This window comes from Kosakonia oryziphila, assembly GCF_900094795.1.
GTDB classification, from domain to species: domain Bacteria; phylum Pseudomonadota; class Gammaproteobacteria; order Enterobacterales; family Enterobacteriaceae; genus Kosakonia; species Kosakonia oryziphila.
On the sequence record NZ_FMBC01000019.1, the window covers coordinates 52008 to 69256 of the forward strand.

Consider the following 17249-nt stretch of genomic DNA (forward strand, 5'->3'; position numbering starts at 1 on the left):
CAATTCAACAATATGATTCGGGAGCATAAAACCGATGCGGACCTCTCTGGGTTGGTTTTTCGCAGTACTTGCGCTGCCTTTTATGGCATACGCACAAGAAGCTACGGTAAAGGAGGTTCATGATGCCCCCGCCGTGCGCGGCAGTATCATCGCCAATTTATTGCAGGATCACGATAATCCTTTCACGCTTTATCCTTATGACACCAACTACGTGATCTATACCGATACCAGCGATCTGAACAAAGATGCAATTCGCTCCTATAACTGGTCTGATAATGCGCGTAAGGACGAAGTGAAGTTCCAGCTCAGCCTGGCGTTTCCTCTGTGGCGCGGAATTCTGGGGCCTAATTCTGTTTTTGGCGCTTCCTATACGCAGAAATCCTGGTGGCAGCTCTCCAATAGTGCCGAGTCATCGCCGTTCCGCGAAACCAACTACGAGCCGCAACTTTTCCTCGGTTTCGCCACCGATTATGAGTTTGCTGGCTGGACGTTACGCGATGTGGAGATGGGTTATAACCATGATTCAAACGGCCGCTCCGACCCGACGTCGCGTAGTTGGAACCGCATCTACACCCGCCTGATGGCGCAAAACGGCAACTGGATGGTTGAGGTGAAGCCCTGGTATGTGGTGGGTTCCACCAACGATAACCCGGATATCACCAAATACATGGGCTATTACCAGTTGAAGATTGGTTATCAACTGGGTGAGGCAATCCTCAGCGCCAAAGGGCAGTACAACTGGAATACCGGCTACGGCGGTGCGGAAATCGGCATCAGCTATCCGATAACCCGACACGTCCGGTTTTACACCCAGGTATACAGCGGCTACGGCGAATCATTGATTGACTATAATTTCAATCAAACTCGTGTTGGTGTGGGTGTAATGCTTAACGATCTGTTTTAAGCATTGCAGTTTCTGTCGCAGGCGCTGAAAATAGCGCCTGTTTTTATTTCAGGCTAATGGGGTCATTGTGGCGCAGGCGGAAGTATTGAATCAGGAATCGCTGGCTAAGCAGGTCTTGCAGGAGACCTTCGGCTATCAGCAATTCCGCCCGGGCCAGCAGGATATTATCAATACCGTACTGAGCGGCCGCGACTGTCTGGTGGTGATGCCGACGGGCGGCGGAAAATCCCTGTGTTACCAAATTCCGGCGCTGGTGTTGCGGGGACTGACGGTGGTGGTTTCGCCGCTGATCTCACTAATGAAAGATCAGGTCGACCAGCTCCTTGCCAACGGCGTTGCGGCGGCGTGCCTGAACTCTACTCAAAGCCGTGAGCAGCAGTTTGAAGTGATTAACGGCTGTCGCAACGGTCAGATCCGTCTGCTTTATATCGCGCCCGAGCGCCTGATGCTCGACAACTTCCTTGACCAGTTGCGCCAGTGGAATCCGGTGCTGTTGGCCGTTGACGAAGCGCACTGTATTTCCCAGTGGGGGCACGATTTCCGCCCGGAATACGCCGCGCTTGGCCACCTGCGCCAGATGCTGCCGTCCGTGCCTTTTATGGCACTGACCGCGACGGCTGATGACACAACCCGCCGCGACATAGAGCGTTTGCTTGGCCTTAACGATCCGCTGATCCAGGTCAGCAGCTTCGACCGGCCGAATATTCGCTACATGTTGATGGAAAAGTTTAAGCCGCTCGATCAGCTGCTGCGTTATGTGCAGGAGCAACGCGGCAAGTGCGGCATCATTTATTGCAATAGCCGGGCGAAGGTTGAAGACACCGCCGAGCGTCTGCAAAGCCGTGGTTTCAGCGCGGCGGCTTATCATGCCGGGCTGGATAACGAACGGCGTGCACGGGTGCAGGAGCAGTTCCAGCGCGACGATTTACAAATTGTGGTGGCAACCGTGGCGTTCGGCATGGGCATTAACAAGCCCAACGTACGTTTCGTGGTGCATTTCGACATCCCGCGTAATATTGAATCCTATTATCAGGAAACCGGTCGCGCCGGGCGTGACGGCCTGCCTGCGGAAGCAATGCTGTTCTACGATCCGGCTGATATGGCGTGGCTGCGCCGTTGTCTGGAGGATAAACCGGCCGGGCCATTGCAGGATATTGAGCGGCACAAGCTCAATGCGATGGGCGCGTTTGCTGAAGCGCAAACTTGTCGTCGTCTGGTGCTGCTCAACTATTTCGGCGAAGGACGACAAGAGCCTTGCGGTAACTGCGACATTTGCCTCGATCCGCCGCGCCAGTACGATGGTTTGCAGGACGCGCAAAAAGCGTTATCGGCCATTTATCGCGTTAATCAGCGTTTCGGTATGGGTTATGTGGTGGAAGTGCTGCGCGGTGCGAACAATCAGCGTATCCGCGAATACGGTCACGATAAATTACCGGTGTATGGTATTGGCCGCGAGCAGAGCCATGAACACTGGGTAAGCGTAATCCGCCAGCTTATCCACATGGGATTTGCTACCCAGAATATAGCTCAGCATTCTGCGCTTCAGTTAACGGAAGCAGCGCGTCCGCTGCTGCGTGGTGAAGCACCGCTGATGCTGGCGGTGCCACGAATGGTGGCGCTTAAGCCAAAAGTGATGCAGAAAGCAGCCATCGGCAATTACGATCGCAAGCTGTTCGCCAAGCTGCGTAAATTGCGAAAAGCGATTGCCGACGAAGAGAATATCCCGCCTTATGTGGTGTTTAACGATGCAACGCTGATTGAGATGGCCGAGCAGATGCCGCTTTCTCCGGGGGAAATGCTCAGCGTGAACGGCGTGGGAACGCGCAAACTTGAGCGTTTTGGCCAGGAATTTATGGCGCTCATCCGCGCGCATGTCGACGGCGACGAAGAGTAGTTTTAGCGGTCGAAAAGTGCCAGGATAGTCACTCACTGAATCATCTTCCCGCAGGTTCTCTCTATGTTGATGTTATTTCTTACCGTGGCGTTGGTGCATATTGTTGCCCTGATGAGCCCCGGCCCGGATTTCTTCTTCGTTTCGCAAACCGCCGTTAGCCGCTCGCGCAAAGAGGCGATGATGGGTGTGTTCGGTATCACCTGTGGTGTAATGGTGTGGGCTGGCGTGGCGCTGCTCGGCCTGAATCTGATCCTTGAAAAAATGGCATGGTTGCACAGCATTATTATGGTCGGCGGCGGTCTTTATCTGTGCTGGATGGGCTATCAGATGCTGCGTGGCGCGCTGAAGAAAGATAAAAAACCGGTTGATGCGCCGAAAGTGGAGCTGGCGACCAGCAGCGGCCGCAGTTTTCTGAAAGGGTTACTGACCAATCTGGCAAACCCGAAAGCGATCATCTACTTCGGCTCGGTGTTTTCACTGTTTGTCGGCGATAGCGTCGGCACCAGTGCGCGCTGGGGTATTTTTGTGCTGATTGCGCTGGAAACGCTGGCCTGGTTTACCATCGTGGCCAGCTTGTTTGCGCTGCCGGCAATGCGTCGCGGTTATCAGCGTCTGGCGAAATGGATTGACGGTTTTGCTGGCGCGCTGTTTGCCGGCTTCGGCATTCACCTGATTATCTCCCGTTGAGTTCATCTGCCGGAGGGTGTTTCGTTATCCGGTATGCTGATTTTCAGGCCCGGTAAGCTCAGCGCCACCGGGCATCTGCCTCAGGCGTGGCGGGCGGATGCCAGCAATGCGCCAACCAGCACAAACAGCGATCCAAATACCTTATTCAGCGCCTTCATCTGGTGCGGCCCTTTGATCCAGCCGGCAATGCGCTGCGCCAGCGTCGCGTAGCCAATCATGACAATGATGTCGACGATGATCGTTGTGACCCCAAGCACCACATACTGCATCACCTGCGGCTGATGTGGCACAATAAATTGCGGGAACAAGGCGGCAAGAAAAACGATGCTTTTCGGGTTGGTCAGGTTAACGAATACCGCCCGCTTAAACAGCCGACCGCGCGACTGGGTTTTCGCCAGCGTATTGAGATCGATAGCGCCTGCGGCGCGCCACTGCTGAATACCCAGCCAAATCAGGTAGGCTGCCCCCGCCCATTTCAGTACTTCAAACGCCAGCACGGAACGAGAAAATAGGGTGCCCAGGCCGACGCCGACCAGCACGATATGAATGCCAAGCCCGGTCTGCAACCCGGCAATAGAAGCCACCGCGCCGCGATAGCCGTAGCCGATGGACGTGGTCATGGTATTAATCGCGCCGGAACCGGGCGAGAGGCTTAAAATGATTGAGGTCAGTAGATAGGCGAACCACCATTCGAAGGTCATGAGAAATTCCTGGTTGTCTGTTTTTATGCCACAATACGCTATTGTCAGTGGATTTTGCTATTGGTCACAAAAAAACGATTTTACATGGCTAACAGGGGCGAAATTGCGATGTTTCGGCAAAAAACGGCCTGGGAAACCAGAGAAAAAGCGTTCGCAGCATTTACCACGGGGCCGCTAATGGATTTCTGGCGCTCGCGTGAAGAAGCCGTGTTTACTGGTGTCGATAATGTACCCGTCAGTTTTGTCCGCTTTTGCCATCCTCGCCACGATCGGGTGATTGTGGTTTGTCCGGGCCGTATTGAAAGCTACGTCAAATACGCCGAACTGGCTTACGACCTGTTCTACCTCGGTTACGATGTGTTGATTATCGATCATCGTGGGCAGGGGCGTTCCGGGCGAATGTTGGCGGATACGCACCGGGGCCATGTGGTCAACTTTAGCGATTATGTCAATGATTTGGCGGCATTCTGGCAGCAGGAAGTTGCCGACGGGCCCTGGCGCAAACGCTATATCCTGGCGCATTCGATGGGTGGCGCGATCGCCACGCTCTTCTTACAGCGTTATCCGCATGCCTGTGATGCTATTGCCCTGTGCGCGCCGATGTTCGGAATTATCATTCGCCTGCCAGAGTGGATGGTGCGCCCGTTGCTTGACTGGGCGGAAAGCTATCCGCGTCTTCGCGAAAATTACGCTATTGGCACCGGAAGCTGGTGCGCGCTGCCGTTCGCTATTAACGTGCTGACCCACAGCCGCGAGCGTTACCGGCGCAATCTGCGTTTTTATGCCGACGAACCGACGCTACGTGTGGGCGGCCCTACGTGGCACTGGGTGCGCGAGGGCATTCTGGCCGGAGAACATGCGCTGGCAGGGGCGGCAAACGATGACACTCCAACATTGATTATTCAGGCGGAAGAGGAGCATGTGGTGGATAACCGCATGCAACAACGCTTCTGCGAAATTCGCGCTGCGGCGGGCCATCCTTGTGAAGGGGAAAAACCGTTTGTCATACCCGGCGCGTACCATGAGATCCTTTTCGAAAAGGACGCTATGCGCTCGGTCGCGCTCAACGCCATCGTCGAATTCTTCGACCGGCATAACTAATTATTGAGGTAAAATTTTCCTATGTACCAGGTTGTTGCGTCTGATTTAGATGGCACGTTGCTCTCCCCTGACCACACATTGTCTCCGTTCGCGAAAGAAACGTTAAAACTGCTGACCGACCGCGGTGTCAATTTTGTCTTCGCTACTGGCCGTCACCATGTCGATGTCGGGCAAATCCGCGATAATCTCGGCATCAAAGCGTATATGATCACCTCCAACGGGGCGCGCGTACACGATACCGATGGAAATCTGGTCTTTAGCCACAATCTGGATCGCGATATCGCCAGCGATCTGTTCGGTGTGATGCACAACGAGAAAGATATCATTACCAATGTCTACCGTAACGACGAATGGTTTATGAACCGCCATCGCCCTGACGAGATGCGTTTTTTCAAAGAAGCGGTATTCCAGTATTCGCTATATGAGCCGGGCTTACTGGAGCCGGAAGGCATCAGCAAAGTCTTCTTCACCTGCGACAGCCATGAAAAATTGCTGCCGCTGGAGCAGGCGATCAATGCGCGTTGGGGCGACCGTGTCAACGTCAGCTTCTCGACGCTAACCTGTCTGGAAGTGATGGCGGGCGGCGTATCAAAGGGACATGCGCTGGAGGCTGTGGCTGGTGCGCTGGGTTATGATCTGAAGGATTGCATCGCTTTTGGCGATGGCATGAACGATGCTGAAATGCTGTCGATGGCCGGTAAAGGCTGCATTATGGGCAATGCCCACCAACGCCTGAAAGATCTGCATCCAGAGCTGGAAGTGATTGGCACCAATGTGGATAACGCCGTACCACATTACCTGCGTAAATTGTTCCTGCAATAAGATTGACATCTGGTTGCTGAGTAACCAGATGTCAACCAAATACTCAAACTTTGCGCAATTGAGTTCGCTACAATGAAGCCTCACTATTTTAAGAGAGCTTCATTGTGGCGTTACTGATCATCACCACGATCCTGTGGGCCTTTTCCTTTAGCCTGATTGGCGAATATCTTGCTGGCCATGTCGACAGCTATTTCTCCGTGCTGATGCGCGTGGGGCTGGCGGCGCTGGTGTTTTTACCGTTCCTGCGCACGCGTGGGCACAACCTGAAAACCATTGGCCTGTATATGCTGGTGGGTGCGATGCAGCTTGGCATTATGTATCTGTTCAGCTTCCAGGCGTACCTTTATCTGACGGTCTCTGAATTCCTGTTATTTACTGTCTTCACGCCGCTGTACGTTACGCTGATTTACGATCTGCTGAGCAAGCGCGGGCTGCGCTGGAGCTACGCCCTGAGCGCCGGGCTGGCGGTGATTGGCGCGGCGATTATTCGTTATGACAAAATCAGCGATCATTTCTGGATCGGTTTGATTCTGGTGCAGCTAGCGAACATCAGCTTCGCCATTGGCATGGTCGGTTATAAACGCCTGATGGAAACGCGCCCTATGCCGCAGCACAACGCCTTTGCGTGGTTCTATCTGGGGGCGTTTGTCGTTGCTGTCACTGCATGGTTTGTGATGGGTAACCCGCAGAAGCTGCCGGGCACGACCTTGCAGTGGGGCGTGCTGGTATGGTTGGGCGTGGTCGCTTCCGGTCTGGGTTACTTTATGTGGAACTACGGCGCAACGCAGGTTGATGCCGGGACGCTTGGCATTATGAACAATGTGCATGTTCCCGCCGGACTGCTGGTCAACCTCGCTATCTGGCAGAAACAGCCGCACTGGCCGAGCTTCATTATTGGTGGGGCGGTGATAATGGCTTCGTTGTGGGTACATCGCCGTTGGGTCGCTCCGCGCTCCGCACAAACGACAGGTGATCACACGCGTGGTTCCGCGCTGAGCGAATAAACGCTTCCGTAACTGGCTGACGCTGCTCGCCATCGCGCACCGCTGCGTACAGCCGGCTCCACAATCCTTCACCCAGAGTTTTGGTTACTACCAGACCCTGACGTTCAAAACTCTCCACTACCCAGTGCGGTAGTGCCGCGATCCCCATCCGGGCGGCAACCATCTGAATCAACAATAGCGTGTTATCGACGCTTTTCAGCGCCGGGCTGATGCCTGCCGGTTGCAGGAAATGACGCCAGATATCAAGGCGGCTACGTTGCACCGGGTAGATCAGCAGTGTTTCGCTGGCGAGATCGTCCGGCGTGATGTGCGCTTTTGCCGCCAGTGGGTGATCCGGTGCCAGTACCAACCGCACTTCAAAATCAAACATCGGGGAATAGTGCAGGCCGCTGCGCGGCAGGATGTCGGATGTCATTACCAGGTCCAGCTCACCCTGTTGCAGTGAAGGCTGTGGGTCAAAAGTCACGCCGGATTTGAAATCCATCTCCACCTGCGGCCAGTTCTGGCGGAAGTTCTCAAGTGCGGGCGTCAGCCATTGAATACAGCTATGACATTCAATAGCGATGCGCAATGTGGCTTGCTGTGGCTCGTTACAGGCCTGCAGCGCGCGGCTGATTTGCGGCAGTACTTGGCTGGCCAGTTGTAGCAGGATCTCGCCCTGTGGGGTAAAACGCAGTGGCTGACTTTTACGCACAAACAGACGGAAGCCAAGGCGTTGTTCCAGATCGCTGAACTGGTGGGAAAGCGCTGACTGCGTCTGATGCAACGTTGCCGCTGCTGCGGCCAGCGACCCGCTGTTTCGTAACGCCTGTAGCGTTTTCAGGTGTTTAATTTCGATCATGAATGTCCTTCACCCCGGCATGAACAATTTGCGCTTGAGGTTTATACAGTACCTTTACAATATGGATGTGTAAACATCTGGACGTCTAAACTCGTCATATTTCGACTTGCAGGTGCGTTAGCTTCCTTGCGTGCCCCAGTCACTTACTTCAGTAAGCTCCTGGAGACGCGCTACGTTGCCGCCTTCCTGCCAGCCGAACTATTTAGAGTTTTACATTCAGAATCATATAATTAAAGGAAGAAGACATGACAATACATAACCACACTCTCGGTTTCCCTCGCGTCGGCCTGCGTCGCGAGCTGAAAAAAGCGCAAGAAAGTTACTGGGCGGGGAATTCTTCTCGCGAAGATCTGTTGGCGGTAGGGCGCGAGCTGCGCGCCCGTCATTGGGATCAGCAAAAACAGGCCGGGATCGACCTGCTGCCGGTCGGTGATTTCGCCTGGTACGACCATGTTCTGACCACCAGCCTGCTGCTGGGCAATGTGCCGGCTCGTCATCAGAACAACGACGGCTCTGTCGATATCGATACCCTGTTCCGTATCGGCCGAGGTCGCGCACCGACTGGCGAACCGGCGGCAGCGGCAGAGATGACCAAATGGTTTAACACCAACTACCACTACATGGTGCCGGAATTCAGCAAAGGCCAGCAGTTCAAACTGACGTGGGTGCAACTTCTGGATGAAGTGGACGAAGCGCTGACACTGGGACATAAGGTAAAGCCCGTACTGCTTGGGCCGGTCACCTACCTGTGGCTGGGCAAAGTGAAAGGCGAACAGTTTGATCGTTTAAGCCTGTTGAACGACATTCTTCCGGTCTACCAGCAAGTGCTGGCCGAACTGGCAAAACGCGGTATTGAGTGGGTGCAGATTGACGAACCAGCGCTGGTGATGGAGCTGCCGCAAGCGTGGCTTGATGCCTTCAAACCGGCGTATGACGCGCTGAACGGCAAGGTAAAACTACTGTTGACCACCTATTTTGAAGGCGTCACCCCGAACCTGGACACCATTACCGCGTTGCCAGTGCAGGGTTTGCATGTCGATCTGGTACACGGTAAAGACAACGTTGCACAGTTGCATCAGCGTCTACCTGCCGACTGGCTGCTCTCTGCCGGTCTGGTGAATGGCCGTAACGTCTGGCGTGCCGATCTGAGTGAAAAATATGCGCAGATTAAAGATGTGGTCGGCAAACGCCCACTGTGGGTCGCCTCTTCCTGCTCGCTGCTGCACAGTCCTATCGATCTGAGCGTTGAGACGCGTCTTGATGCCGAAGTAAAAAGCTGGTTCGCTTTCGCCCTGCAAAAATGCGAAGAACTGGCGCTGTTGCGTGATGCCCTGAACAGCGGTAACACAGAAAAACTGAATGAATGGAGCGCCCCGATCCAGGCGCGCCGCCACTCTACCCGTGTGCACAACCCGGCGGTGGCAAAACGTCTGGCGGCGATCACCGCGCAGGACAGCCAGCGCGCACGTCCTTATGCTGAGCGCGCACAAGCGCAGCGCGTGCGTTTCAACCTGCCTGCGTGGCCGACCACAACTATCGGCTCGTTCCCGCAGACCACCGAGATCCGCGGCTTGCGTCTGGATTTTAAACAGGGACGTTTAGATGCGGGCAATTACCGCTCCGGCATCGCTGAACATATTAAGCAGGCGATTATCGAACAAGAGCGTTTGGGGCTGGATGTGCTGGTACACGGCGAAGCAGAACGTAACGACATGGTGGAATACTTCGGTGAACACCTTGATGGTTTCGTCTTTACGCAAAATGGCTGGGTGCAGAGCTACGGCTCTCGCTGCGTGAAGCCGCCAGTGGTGATCGGCGACGTGAGCCGCCCGGAAGCGATTACCGTCGAGTGGGCTAATTACGCGCAATCGCTGACCGACAAACCGGTCAAAGGCATGCTGACCGGGCCGGTCACCATCCTCTGCTGGTCTTTCCCGCGCGAAGATGTCACTCGCGAAATCATCGCCAAACAGATCGCGCTAGCGCTGCGTGATGAAGTGGCCGATCTGGAAGCCGCCGGTATTGGCATCATCCAGATCGACGAACCGGCACTACGCGAAGGTTTACCGCTGCGCCGCAGCGAGTGGGAGGCTTACCTGGCGTGGGGCGTCGAAGCGTTCCGTATTAACGCGGCGGTGGCGAAGGATGACACGCAGATCCACACACATATGTGTTATTGCGAATTCAACGACATCATGGATTCCATTGCCGCGTTGGATGCTGATGTGATCACCATCGAAACCTCTCGTTCGGATATGGAACTGCTGGAGTCGTTTGAAGAGTTTGAATACCCGAACGAAATCGGACCGGGTGTATACGACATTCACTCCCCAAACGTGCCGAGCGTGGAATGGATTGAAGCCCTGTTGCAAAAAGCGACGCAGCGCATTCCGGCACAGCGTCTGTGGGTGAATCCGGATTGTGGTTTGAAAACCCGCAGTTGGCCGGAAACCCGCGCCGCGCTAGCTAATATGGTGAAAGCTGCGCAGAACCTGCGTCAACAATAAACAGCTATGCGCCGCTGGATCGTCCCCCGGCGGCGTTCTTTAAGGCATGGTGCAGAATGCTGCTATACGTGTTTTTGTGGGGGCGATTTCTTATTTCTGGCAGGGTAATAGCAGTTTCTTGATGCCATCGACGTTTTTTCTTAATGAAAAATGAAGGCTCCATATAAATCAGTTTTCCATCTCACCTTTAATACGGTCAGAAATTCTCATAGTAGAGTTTTATCTTTAACATTACTGGCCGGGGAGTTTCCCCCGGCACGAATATTATTTTTTATTGTACTGGGCAAACCATGCCAGCATGCGTTGCCAGCCATCTTTTGCCGACTCTTCATGATAACTCGGGCGGTAATCGGCATTAAAGGCGTGGCCCGCTTCCGGGTAAACCACAATCTCGGCAGTGGCGTTGGCTGCCCGCAGCGCCTGGCGCATAGTTTCCACGCTTTCGAGCGGAATGCTGGTATCCTGCGCGCCGTATAAACCCAGTACTGGCGCGGTCAGATCGATCGCGACATCTACCGGATGGCGCGGCGAGTTGAGAGATTTCTCCCCCACCAGTTTACCGTACCAGGCCACAGCGGCTTTCAACTGTGGGTTATGCGCCGCATACAGCCAGGCGATACGCCCACCCCAGCAAAAACCGGTGATCAACAACTGATGTGCGTTACCGCCATTGCGTGCCGCCCAACTGGCGACGTGGTCGAGATCGGCCAGTACCTGGGCATCCGGCACCTTGCTGACCAGCCCGCTCAGTAGCGTCTGGATATCGGCGAAATCATTCGGATCGCCCTGGCGGAAGTAGAGCTCAGGCGCAATGGCGAGGTAACCTTCCAGCGCCAGGCGTCGGCAGAGATCACGGATATGTTCATGTACGCCGAAAATCTCCTGTACCACAATGATGATCGGCAACGGGCTATCGGCATTTTTGGGACGAGCGTGAAACGCAGGCATATTGTCGCCCTGCGTAGGAATGGAGGTTTCGCCTGTGATTATGGCATCCTCTGGTGTGTGAACGATGGTGGAAGCGTGAGGCGAAGCCGCAGGTGCAAAGCCTGGTTGTTTGTTGGTTGTCATGGCATTCTCCATACCCTTTTATTAGCGCTCCAATAACTATAGACGGGAAGGTCTGGCACGCGCACAAATCCCCGTTTCATCGACTATCTTTGCTGCAGCGTTGCGAGATGCAACATTTTAATGTGATATAAATCACTAAATTATGGAAATGATATGCAAACATTTTCTTTCGTGGTGATGTCAATCACGAAAACGGACAGGCGCCTTCTGTAAAGTGGCGTTTTGCCTCTCCTGATAAAACCAACCACAGAGGAGTCTGTTATGTCCAGGTCTGATGTTTTTCATCTCGGTCTCACCAAAAACGATTTACAAGGGGCTACGCTGGCTATCGTCCCTGGCGATCCGGAGCGTGTGGAAAAGATCGCCGCGCTGATGGATAAGCCGGTCAAGCTGGCATCTCACCGCGAATTTACCAGTTGGCGTGCCGAACTGGATGGCAAACCGATTATTGTGTGTTCCACCGGTATCGGCGGTCCGTCGACCTCTATCGCCGTAGAAGAACTGGCGCAGCTTGGCATCCGCACTTTTTTGCGTGTCGGCACGACCGGGGCGATTCAGCCGCATATCAATGTTGGCGATGTACTGATCACCACAGCCTCCGTGCGCCTCGATGGCGCCAGCCTGCATTTTGCACCAATGGAATACCCGGCGGTGGCAGATTTTGCCTGCACCACGGCGCTGGTCGCAGCGGCGGATGCGATTGGCGCAACCAAACATATTGGCGTAACGGCATCTTCCGACACATTTTATCCGGGCCAGGAGCGTTATGACACCTTCTCCGGGCGAGTGGTGAAAAACTTAAAAGGCTCAATGGAAGAGTGGCAATCAATGGGGGTGATGAATTATGAAATGGAATCCGCGACGCTGCTGACCATGTGTTCAAGCCAGGGATTGCGCGCCGGGATGGTGGCTGGGGTGATTGTGAACCGTACCCAGCAGGAGATCCCGAATGCAGAAACGATGAAACAGACCGAAAGCCACGCTGTGAAAATCGTGGTGGAAGCCGCACGTCGCCTGCTGTAATTCCTCTCTTCCGGCGCCCGGTAATGCTGCATTTACCGGGCCTGACAAATTCCCTTCCGCTTCTGCGTAACGTCTCGCAGGAAAAGCCCTTCCCAACTGGACGTTTATACAGCACAATCCTCGCTTGCACGAATAAGGTATGGAGGAGGCGTGGTGGAGACTTCAATCATTGTCATGGCAGCGCTGACGCTGGCAGGACTACTCGTCGGCTGGTTGGCTGCAAGCTGGCGTGGAGCGCAGCAGCAGGCGGAATTGCTCGCCGAGCAACGTGATGTGTTTAGTGAACTGAGCGCCGCCCGTCAGCAGTTAGTTCAGAGCGAGCACTGGCGTGAAGAGTGCGAACTGCTCAATAACGAACTGCGCAGCCTGCAACATATCAACAGCTCTCTGGAAGCCGATCTTCGTGAAGTTACCACCCGGCTGGAATCAACCCAGTTACATGCGGAAGAGAAGCTACGCCAGATGCACAGCAGCGAGCAGCGCCTCAGCGAACAATTTGAAAACCTTGCGAACCGCATTTTTGAGCAGAGCAACCGGCGGGTGGATGAACAGAACCGCCAGAGTCTGAATGGCCTGCTAACGCCGCTACGCGAGCAGCTCGACGGTTTTCGCCGTCAGGTTCAGGAGAGCTTTGGTCAGGAAGCGCGCGAACGACATACGCTGGCGCATGAAATCCGCAATCTACAACAGTTGAACGCCCAGATGGCGCAGGAAGCTATCAACCTGACACGTGCGCTGAAAGGCGATAATAAAACGCAGGGCAACTGGGGTGAAGTGGTGCTGACCCGCGTGCTGGAAGCGTCCGGCCTGCGTGAAGGGTATGAGTATGAAACCCAGGTTAGCCTTGAAAACGATAGCCGCGCGCGTATGCAGCCGGATGTGATTGTGCGCTTGCCGCAGGGCAAGGATGTGGTGATTGATGCCAAAATGGCGCTGGTGGCCTACGAGCGCTACTTCAACGCCGAGGATGAATTTATCCGTGAAGGCGCGTTGCAGGAGCATATCGCCTCGGTACGTAATCATATTCGCCTGCTGGGGCGCAAAGATTATCAGCAGCTTCCCGGCCTGCGCAGCCTCGACTATGTCCTGATGTTTATTCCAGTGGAACCAGCCTTCCTGATCGCCCTCGACAATCAGCCCGAACTGATAACGGAGGCGCTGAAGAATAATATTATGCTGGTCAGCCCGACCACACTGCTGGTGGCGCTGCGCACCATCGCCAACCTTTGGCGCTATGAGCATCAAAGCCGCAATGCCCAGCAGATTGCAGAAAGAGCAAGTCGGCTGTATGACAAAATGCGTCTGTTCGTTGATGATATGTCGTCCATCGGACAGAGCCTGGATAAAGCGCAGGACAACTACCGCCAGGCGATGAAAAAACTCACTGCCGGGCGCGGCAACGTGCTGGCGCAGGCGGAGGCATTTCGCGGCCTTGGCGTTGAGATTAAGCGTGAGATTAATCCAGAATTAACGACTGAAGCGCAGGCGCAGGATGAAGAGTTTCGCCTGAGAGCAGGACAGAAAACGGTAAATGAATATAATGAAGACAATCAGTTAGACGATGCAACACAGAATGAGGAGCCAGGCGCGAAGGCCTCATAGGGCGGTTGAATCGTAGGGCAATTGCGTCCAATCTGATACACTTCACAAACAAATTCTTGAATAGCAGGCACTAAGATGGCGGAAGATTCAAAAGAGACAACACACTTTGGTTTTCAGACCGTCGCCAAAGAAAACAAAGCCGACATGGTGGCGCATGTTTTCCATTCGGTCGCGTCAAAATATGACGTTATGAACGATTTGATGTCGATGGGCATTCACCGTTTATGGAAGCGTTTTACCATTGATTGCAGCGGCGTACGCCGTGGGCAGAAAGTCCTCGATCTGGCTGGCGGCACTGGCGATTTGACCGCTAAATTCTCGCGTCTGGTGGGTGAAACCGGGCAGGTTGTGCTGGCTGATATCAATGACTCAATGCTGAAAATGGGGCGCGAAAAGCTGCGCAATATCGGCATTATCGGAAACGTCGAATATGTGCAGGCAAACGCAGAAGCATTGCCGTTTCCGGATAATACCTTCGACTGCATTACCATCTCTTTCGGCTTGCGTAACGTAACAGAAAAGGAGCAAGCGCTGCGCTCCATGTTCCGTGTGTTGAAACCGGGCGGACGCCTTCTGGTGCTGGAGTTTTCCAAACCGATTATTGAGCCTCTGAGCAAAGTGTATGATGCTTACTCTTTCCATGTTCTGCCGCGCATTGGCCAACTGGTAGCGAGCGATGCCGAAAGCTATCGCTATCTGGCGGAATCTATCCGTATGCATCCTGATCAGGAGACCCTGAAAGCGATGATGCAGGACGCGGGTTTTGAAAACGTTGACTACTACAATCTGACCGCCGGCATAGTTGCTCTGCACCGTGGCTACAAATTCTGACAGGAGTGTGTATGCCCTTTAAGCCGATGGTGGCCGCTGGAATTGAACGTGCGCTTAATACCTTTCTCTACCGCGAGAGCGCGCTGATATCTGCGCGTCAGCGTCTGTACGGCAAAGTTTTACGCGTTGTTTTGCAGGAGTTTTCCTCGCCATTTGTGTTGGTGTTCAGTGAGCAGCAGATCGACGTTCTGAGCGAATGGGAAGGCGAGGCCGACTGTTCGGTTATCACCCAGTTGCGGGTGTTGCCGAAACTGCGCGATCGGCAGCAAATGACTGCGCTTATCCGCAGCGGCGAGTTGGAAGTACAGGGGGATATACAGGTCGTGCAAAACCTGGCGGCGCTTGCCGATCTCGCTGAGTTCGATCCCGCTGAGGTGCTTGCTCCCTGGATGGGTGATATTGCCGCCGAGGGTATCAGCAAATTCCTTCGCCATGGCGCGCGCTTACTGCGCCATGGCGTTCAGCGTCAACAACGCTATGTCGCTGAAACGTTAACCGAAGAGTGGCGCGTCGCTCCGGGCGCTCTTGAAGTAGCCTGGTTTGTGGAAGAGACGGCGGCCGTGAGACGTGCGACGGAAGCATTGGCTCAGCGCCTGGATAAACTGGAGGGCAAATGACGCCAGGTGAACTGCGGCGGCTCTATTTCATCATTCAGACTTTCTTGAGTTACGGGCTTGATGAGCTCATTCCCAGAATGCGTATCACCCTGCCACTGCGGATCTGGCGCAGGATGTTGTTCTGGATGCCGAATCGGCACAAAGATAAAGCGCTTGGCGAACGGCTGCGTCTTGCATTGCAGGAACTGGGACCGGTGTGGATTAAATTCGGTCAAATGCTCTCTACCCGCCGCGATCTTTTCCCGCCGTTGATTGCCGATCAACTGGCGATGCTACAAGATCGTGTCGCGCCATTTGATGGGCATCTTGCCAAACAGCAAATCGAAAAAGCGATGGGCGATCTGCCGGTTGAAACCTGGTTTGATGACTTTGAAATTGTACCGCTGGCGTCTGCATCGATTGCTCAGGTTCATACCGCGCGGTTGAAAGAAAGCGGTAAAGAGGTGGTGATCAAGGTGATCCGCCCGGATATTCTGCCGGTGATCAAAGCCGATCTTAAACTTATTTACCGCCTGGCGGCGTGGGTTCCTCGCCTGCTGCCGGATGGCCGTCGTTTACGTCCGCGTGAGGTCGTGCGGGAATATGAAAAAACGCTGATTGATGAACTGGATTTGTTGCGTGAAGCTGCCAACGCGATTCAATTACGGCGTAATTTCGAGAACAGCCCGATGCTGTACGTGCCGGAAATCTATTCCGACTACTGTAGCCAGAATATGCTGGTAATGGAGCGCATTTACGGTATTCCGGTCTCGGATGTTGCGGCGTTGGAAAAGAACGGCACCAACCTGAAATTGCTCGCTGAGCGCGGTGTGCAGGTCTTTTTCACCCAAGTTTTCCGCGACAGTTTTTTCCATGCCGACATGCATCCTGGCAATATTTTTGTCAGCTATGACCATCCGGAAGATCCCCAGTATATTGGCATCGATTGCGGTATCGTGGGGTCGCTCAACAAAGAGGATAAACGTTACCTGGCGGAGAATTTTATCGCCTTCTTCAACCGTGATTACCGCAAAGTGGCGGAATTGCATGTCGACTCCGGCTGGGTACCATTGGACACCAATGTCGAAGAGTTTGAATTCGCCATTCGCACGGTGTGCGAGCCGATATTTGAGAAGCCGCTGGCGGAAATCTCCTTTGGCCATGTGCTGCTTAATCTCTTTAATACCGCCCGTCGCTTCAATATGGAAGTGCAGCCGCAACTGGTGCTGCTGCAAAAAACTTTGCTCTACATTGAAGGTGTCGGCCGTCAGCTCTATCCGCAGCTTGATTTATGGAAAACGGCGAAACCTTTTCTTGAAACGTGGATCAAAGATCAGGTGGGTATTCCTGCGCTGGTCCGGGCGTTAAAAGAGAAGGGACCGTTCTGGATAGAGAAAATGCCGGAGCTTCCTGAACTGATCTACAACGGTTTGCAGCAAGGTAAGCATTTGCAGCAGAGCGTTGATAAGATTGCCAGCGAACTACAGGTTAACCATGTACGTCAGGGGCAATCACGTTATCTGTTTGGTATTGGCGCAACATTGTTGCTTAGCGGGACGCTATTGTTGATCAACAGGCCCGACTGGGGGCTTGCTCCCTTGTGGGTTATCGTCGGCGGTGTTGTCGTCTGGCTGGTAGGTTGGTACAAGACACGCTAATCCATTG

General features: G+C 54.1%; 15 protein-coding genes. 12 read left to right on the forward strand and 3 right to left on the reverse strand.

All coding sequences use genetic code 11. The annotated features are described in order from the left end of the window. Positions 1 to 34 precede the first annotated feature (34 nt). From pldA to rhtC, 3 genes are all read left to right on the forward strand, one after another. Positions 35 to 904, forward strand: coding sequence for a phospholipase A (gene pldA, locus GA0061070_RS10995; protein ID WP_090136085.1), 870 nt, complete (start codon positions 35 to 37; stop codon positions 902 to 904). A 67-nt stretch (positions 905 to 971) separates the two neighbouring features. Next, positions 972 to 2798: an ATP-dependent DNA helicase RecQ gene (gene recQ / locus GA0061070_RS11000; RefSeq protein ID WP_090136087.1), complete on the forward strand. Its 1827-nt coding sequence runs from the start codon at positions 972 to 974 to the stop codon at positions 2796 to 2798. 63 nt (positions 2799 to 2861) lie between these two features. Further along, positions 2862 to 3485 (forward strand): threonine export protein RhtC, encoded by a 624-nt coding sequence (gene rhtC, locus GA0061070_RS11005; RefSeq protein ID WP_090136089.1) that lies wholly within the window; start codon positions 2862 to 2864, stop codon positions 3483 to 3485. 80 nt (positions 3486 to 3565) lie between these two features. Here rhtC and rhtB read toward each other — a convergent pair whose 3' ends face one another. Next, the gene (rhtB, locus tag GA0061070_RS11010) at positions 3566 to 4186 is read right to left on the reverse strand and encodes a homoserine/homoserine lactone efflux protein (protein WP_090136091.1); all 621 of its coding nucleotides are present in this window, start codon (positions 4184 to 4186) and stop codon (positions 3566 to 3568) included. Positions 4187 to 4294: 108 nt separating this feature from the next. Between rhtB and pldB the strand changes: the two genes are divergently transcribed. The 3 genes from pldB (at position 4295) to GA0061070_RS11025 (ending at position 7113) form a co-directional block, all read left to right on the forward strand. After that, a complete protein-coding gene (gene pldB / locus GA0061070_RS11015) occupies positions 4295 to 5287 on the forward strand; it encodes a lysophospholipase L2 (RefSeq protein WP_090136093.1) in 993 nt (330 codons plus the stop codon). A gap of 21 nt (positions 5288 to 5308) precedes the next feature. Then, the gene (gene yigL, locus GA0061070_RS11020; RefSeq protein WP_090136095.1) at positions 5309 to 6109 is read left to right on the forward strand and encodes a sugar/pyridoxal phosphate phosphatase YigL; all 801 of its coding nucleotides are present in this window, start codon (positions 5309 to 5311) and stop codon (positions 6107 to 6109) included. 104 nt (positions 6110 to 6213) lie between these two features. Next, positions 6214 to 7113, forward strand: a complete 900-nt coding sequence (locus GA0061070_RS11025; RefSeq protein WP_090136097.1) for a carboxylate/amino acid/amine transporter — start codon at positions 6214 to 6216, stop codon at positions 7111 to 7113. Here the strand turns inward: GA0061070_RS11025 and metR are convergent. Continuing rightward, a complete protein-coding gene (gene metR, locus GA0061070_RS11030) occupies positions 7001 to 7954 on the reverse strand; it encodes an HTH-type transcriptional regulator MetR (RefSeq protein WP_090136098.1) in 954 nt (317 codons plus the stop codon). The genes GA0061070_RS11025 and metR overlap by 113 nt on opposite strands. Positions 7955 to 8199: 245 nt before the next feature. On the opposite strand from metR, the gene metE reads away from it, so the two are divergent. After that, positions 8200 to 10461 carry a 5-methyltetrahydropteroyltriglutamate--homocysteine S-methyltransferase gene (gene metE / locus GA0061070_RS11040; RefSeq protein ID WP_090136102.1) on the forward strand — a complete coding sequence of 754 codons (2262 nt, stop codon included), beginning with the start codon at positions 8200 to 8202 and terminating at the stop codon, positions 10459 to 10461. Positions 10462 to 10725: 264 nt separating this feature from the next. On the opposite strand, the gene GA0061070_RS11045 is transcribed toward metE, so the two are convergent. Further along, positions 10726 to 11532 carry a dienelactone hydrolase family protein gene (locus tag GA0061070_RS11045; protein WP_090136104.1) on the reverse strand — a complete coding sequence of 269 codons (807 nt, stop codon included), beginning with the start codon at positions 11530 to 11532 and terminating at the stop codon, positions 10726 to 10728. A gap of 261 nt (positions 11533 to 11793) precedes the next feature. Between GA0061070_RS11045 and udp the strand changes: the two genes are divergently transcribed. The 5 genes from udp (at position 11794) to ubiB (ending at position 17242) form a co-directional block, all read left to right on the forward strand. Beyond that, a complete protein-coding gene (gene udp, locus GA0061070_RS11050) occupies positions 11794 to 12555 on the forward strand; it encodes a uridine phosphorylase (protein ID WP_090136106.1) in 762 nt (253 codons plus the stop codon). 174 nt (positions 12556 to 12729) lie between these two features. Then, positions 12730 to 14157 carry a DNA recombination protein RmuC gene (gene rmuC / locus GA0061070_RS11055; protein WP_425256051.1) on the forward strand — a complete coding sequence of 476 codons (1428 nt, stop codon included), beginning with the start codon at positions 12730 to 12732 and terminating at the stop codon, positions 14155 to 14157. A 75-nt stretch (positions 14158 to 14232) separates the two neighbouring features. After that, a complete protein-coding gene (gene ubiE / locus GA0061070_RS11060) occupies positions 14233 to 14988 on the forward strand; it encodes a bifunctional demethylmenaquinone methyltransferase/2-methoxy-6-polyprenyl-1,4-benzoquinol methylase UbiE (protein ID WP_090136108.1) in 756 nt (251 codons plus the stop codon). 11 nt (positions 14989 to 14999) lie between these two features. Further along, positions 15000 to 15605 (forward strand): ubiquinone biosynthesis protein UbiJ, encoded by a 606-nt coding sequence (gene ubiJ / locus GA0061070_RS11065; protein WP_090136110.1) that lies wholly within the window; start codon positions 15000 to 15002, stop codon positions 15603 to 15605. Continuing rightward, positions 15602 to 17242 (forward strand): ubiquinone biosynthesis regulatory protein kinase UbiB, encoded by a 1641-nt coding sequence (ubiB, locus tag GA0061070_RS11070; RefSeq protein WP_090136112.1) that lies wholly within the window; start codon positions 15602 to 15604, stop codon positions 17240 to 17242. The genes ubiJ and ubiB overlap by 4 nt, the downstream gene beginning before the upstream one ends. The last annotated feature ends 7 nt before the right edge of the window (positions 17243 to 17249 follow it).

Excerpts from the sequence above, each read along its gene's own strand:
- GA0061070_RS11045 (WP_090136104.1), bottom strand. The coding sequence starts at position 11,532 with ATGACAACCAACAAACAACCAGGCTTTGCACCTGCGGCTTCGCCTCAC.
- ubiE (WP_090136108.1), top strand. The coding sequence starts at position 14,233 with ATGGCGGAAGATTCAAAAGAGACAACACACTTTGGTTTTCAGACCGTC.
- rhtC (WP_090136089.1), top strand. The coding sequence starts at position 2,862 with ATGTTGATGTTATTTCTTACCGTGGCGTTGGTGCATATTGTTGCCCTG.
- ubiJ (WP_090136110.1), top strand. The coding sequence starts at position 15,000 with ATGCCCTTTAAGCCGATGGTGGCCGCTGGAATTGAACGTGCGCTTAAT.
- udp (WP_090136106.1), top strand. The coding sequence starts at position 11,794 with ATGTCCAGGTCTGATGTTTTTCATCTCGGTCTCACCAAAAACGATTTA.
- metR (WP_090136098.1), bottom strand. The coding sequence starts at position 7,954 with ATGATCGAAATTAAACACCTGAAAACGCTACAGGCGTTACGAAACAGC.
- yigL (WP_090136095.1), top strand. The coding sequence starts at position 5,309 with ATGTACCAGGTTGTTGCGTCTGATTTAGATGGCACGTTGCTCTCCCCT.
- rmuC (WP_425256051.1), top strand. The coding sequence starts at position 12,730 with ATGGCAGCGCTGACGCTGGCAGGACTACTCGTCGGCTGGTTGGCTGCA.
- metE (WP_090136102.1), top strand. The coding sequence starts at position 8,200 with ATGACAATACATAACCACACTCTCGGTTTCCCTCGCGTCGGCCTGCGT.
- rhtB (WP_090136091.1), bottom strand. The coding sequence starts at position 4,186 with ATGACCTTCGAATGGTGGTTCGCCTATCTACTGACCTCAATCATTTTA.
- pldB (WP_090136093.1), top strand. The coding sequence starts at position 4,295 with ATGTTTCGGCAAAAAACGGCCTGGGAAACCAGAGAAAAAGCGTTCGCA.
- pldA (WP_090136085.1), top strand. The coding sequence starts at position 35 with ATGCGGACCTCTCTGGGTTGGTTTTTCGCAGTACTTGCGCTGCCTTTT.
- ubiB (WP_090136112.1), top strand. The coding sequence starts at position 15,602 with ATGACGCCAGGTGAACTGCGGCGGCTCTATTTCATCATTCAGACTTTC.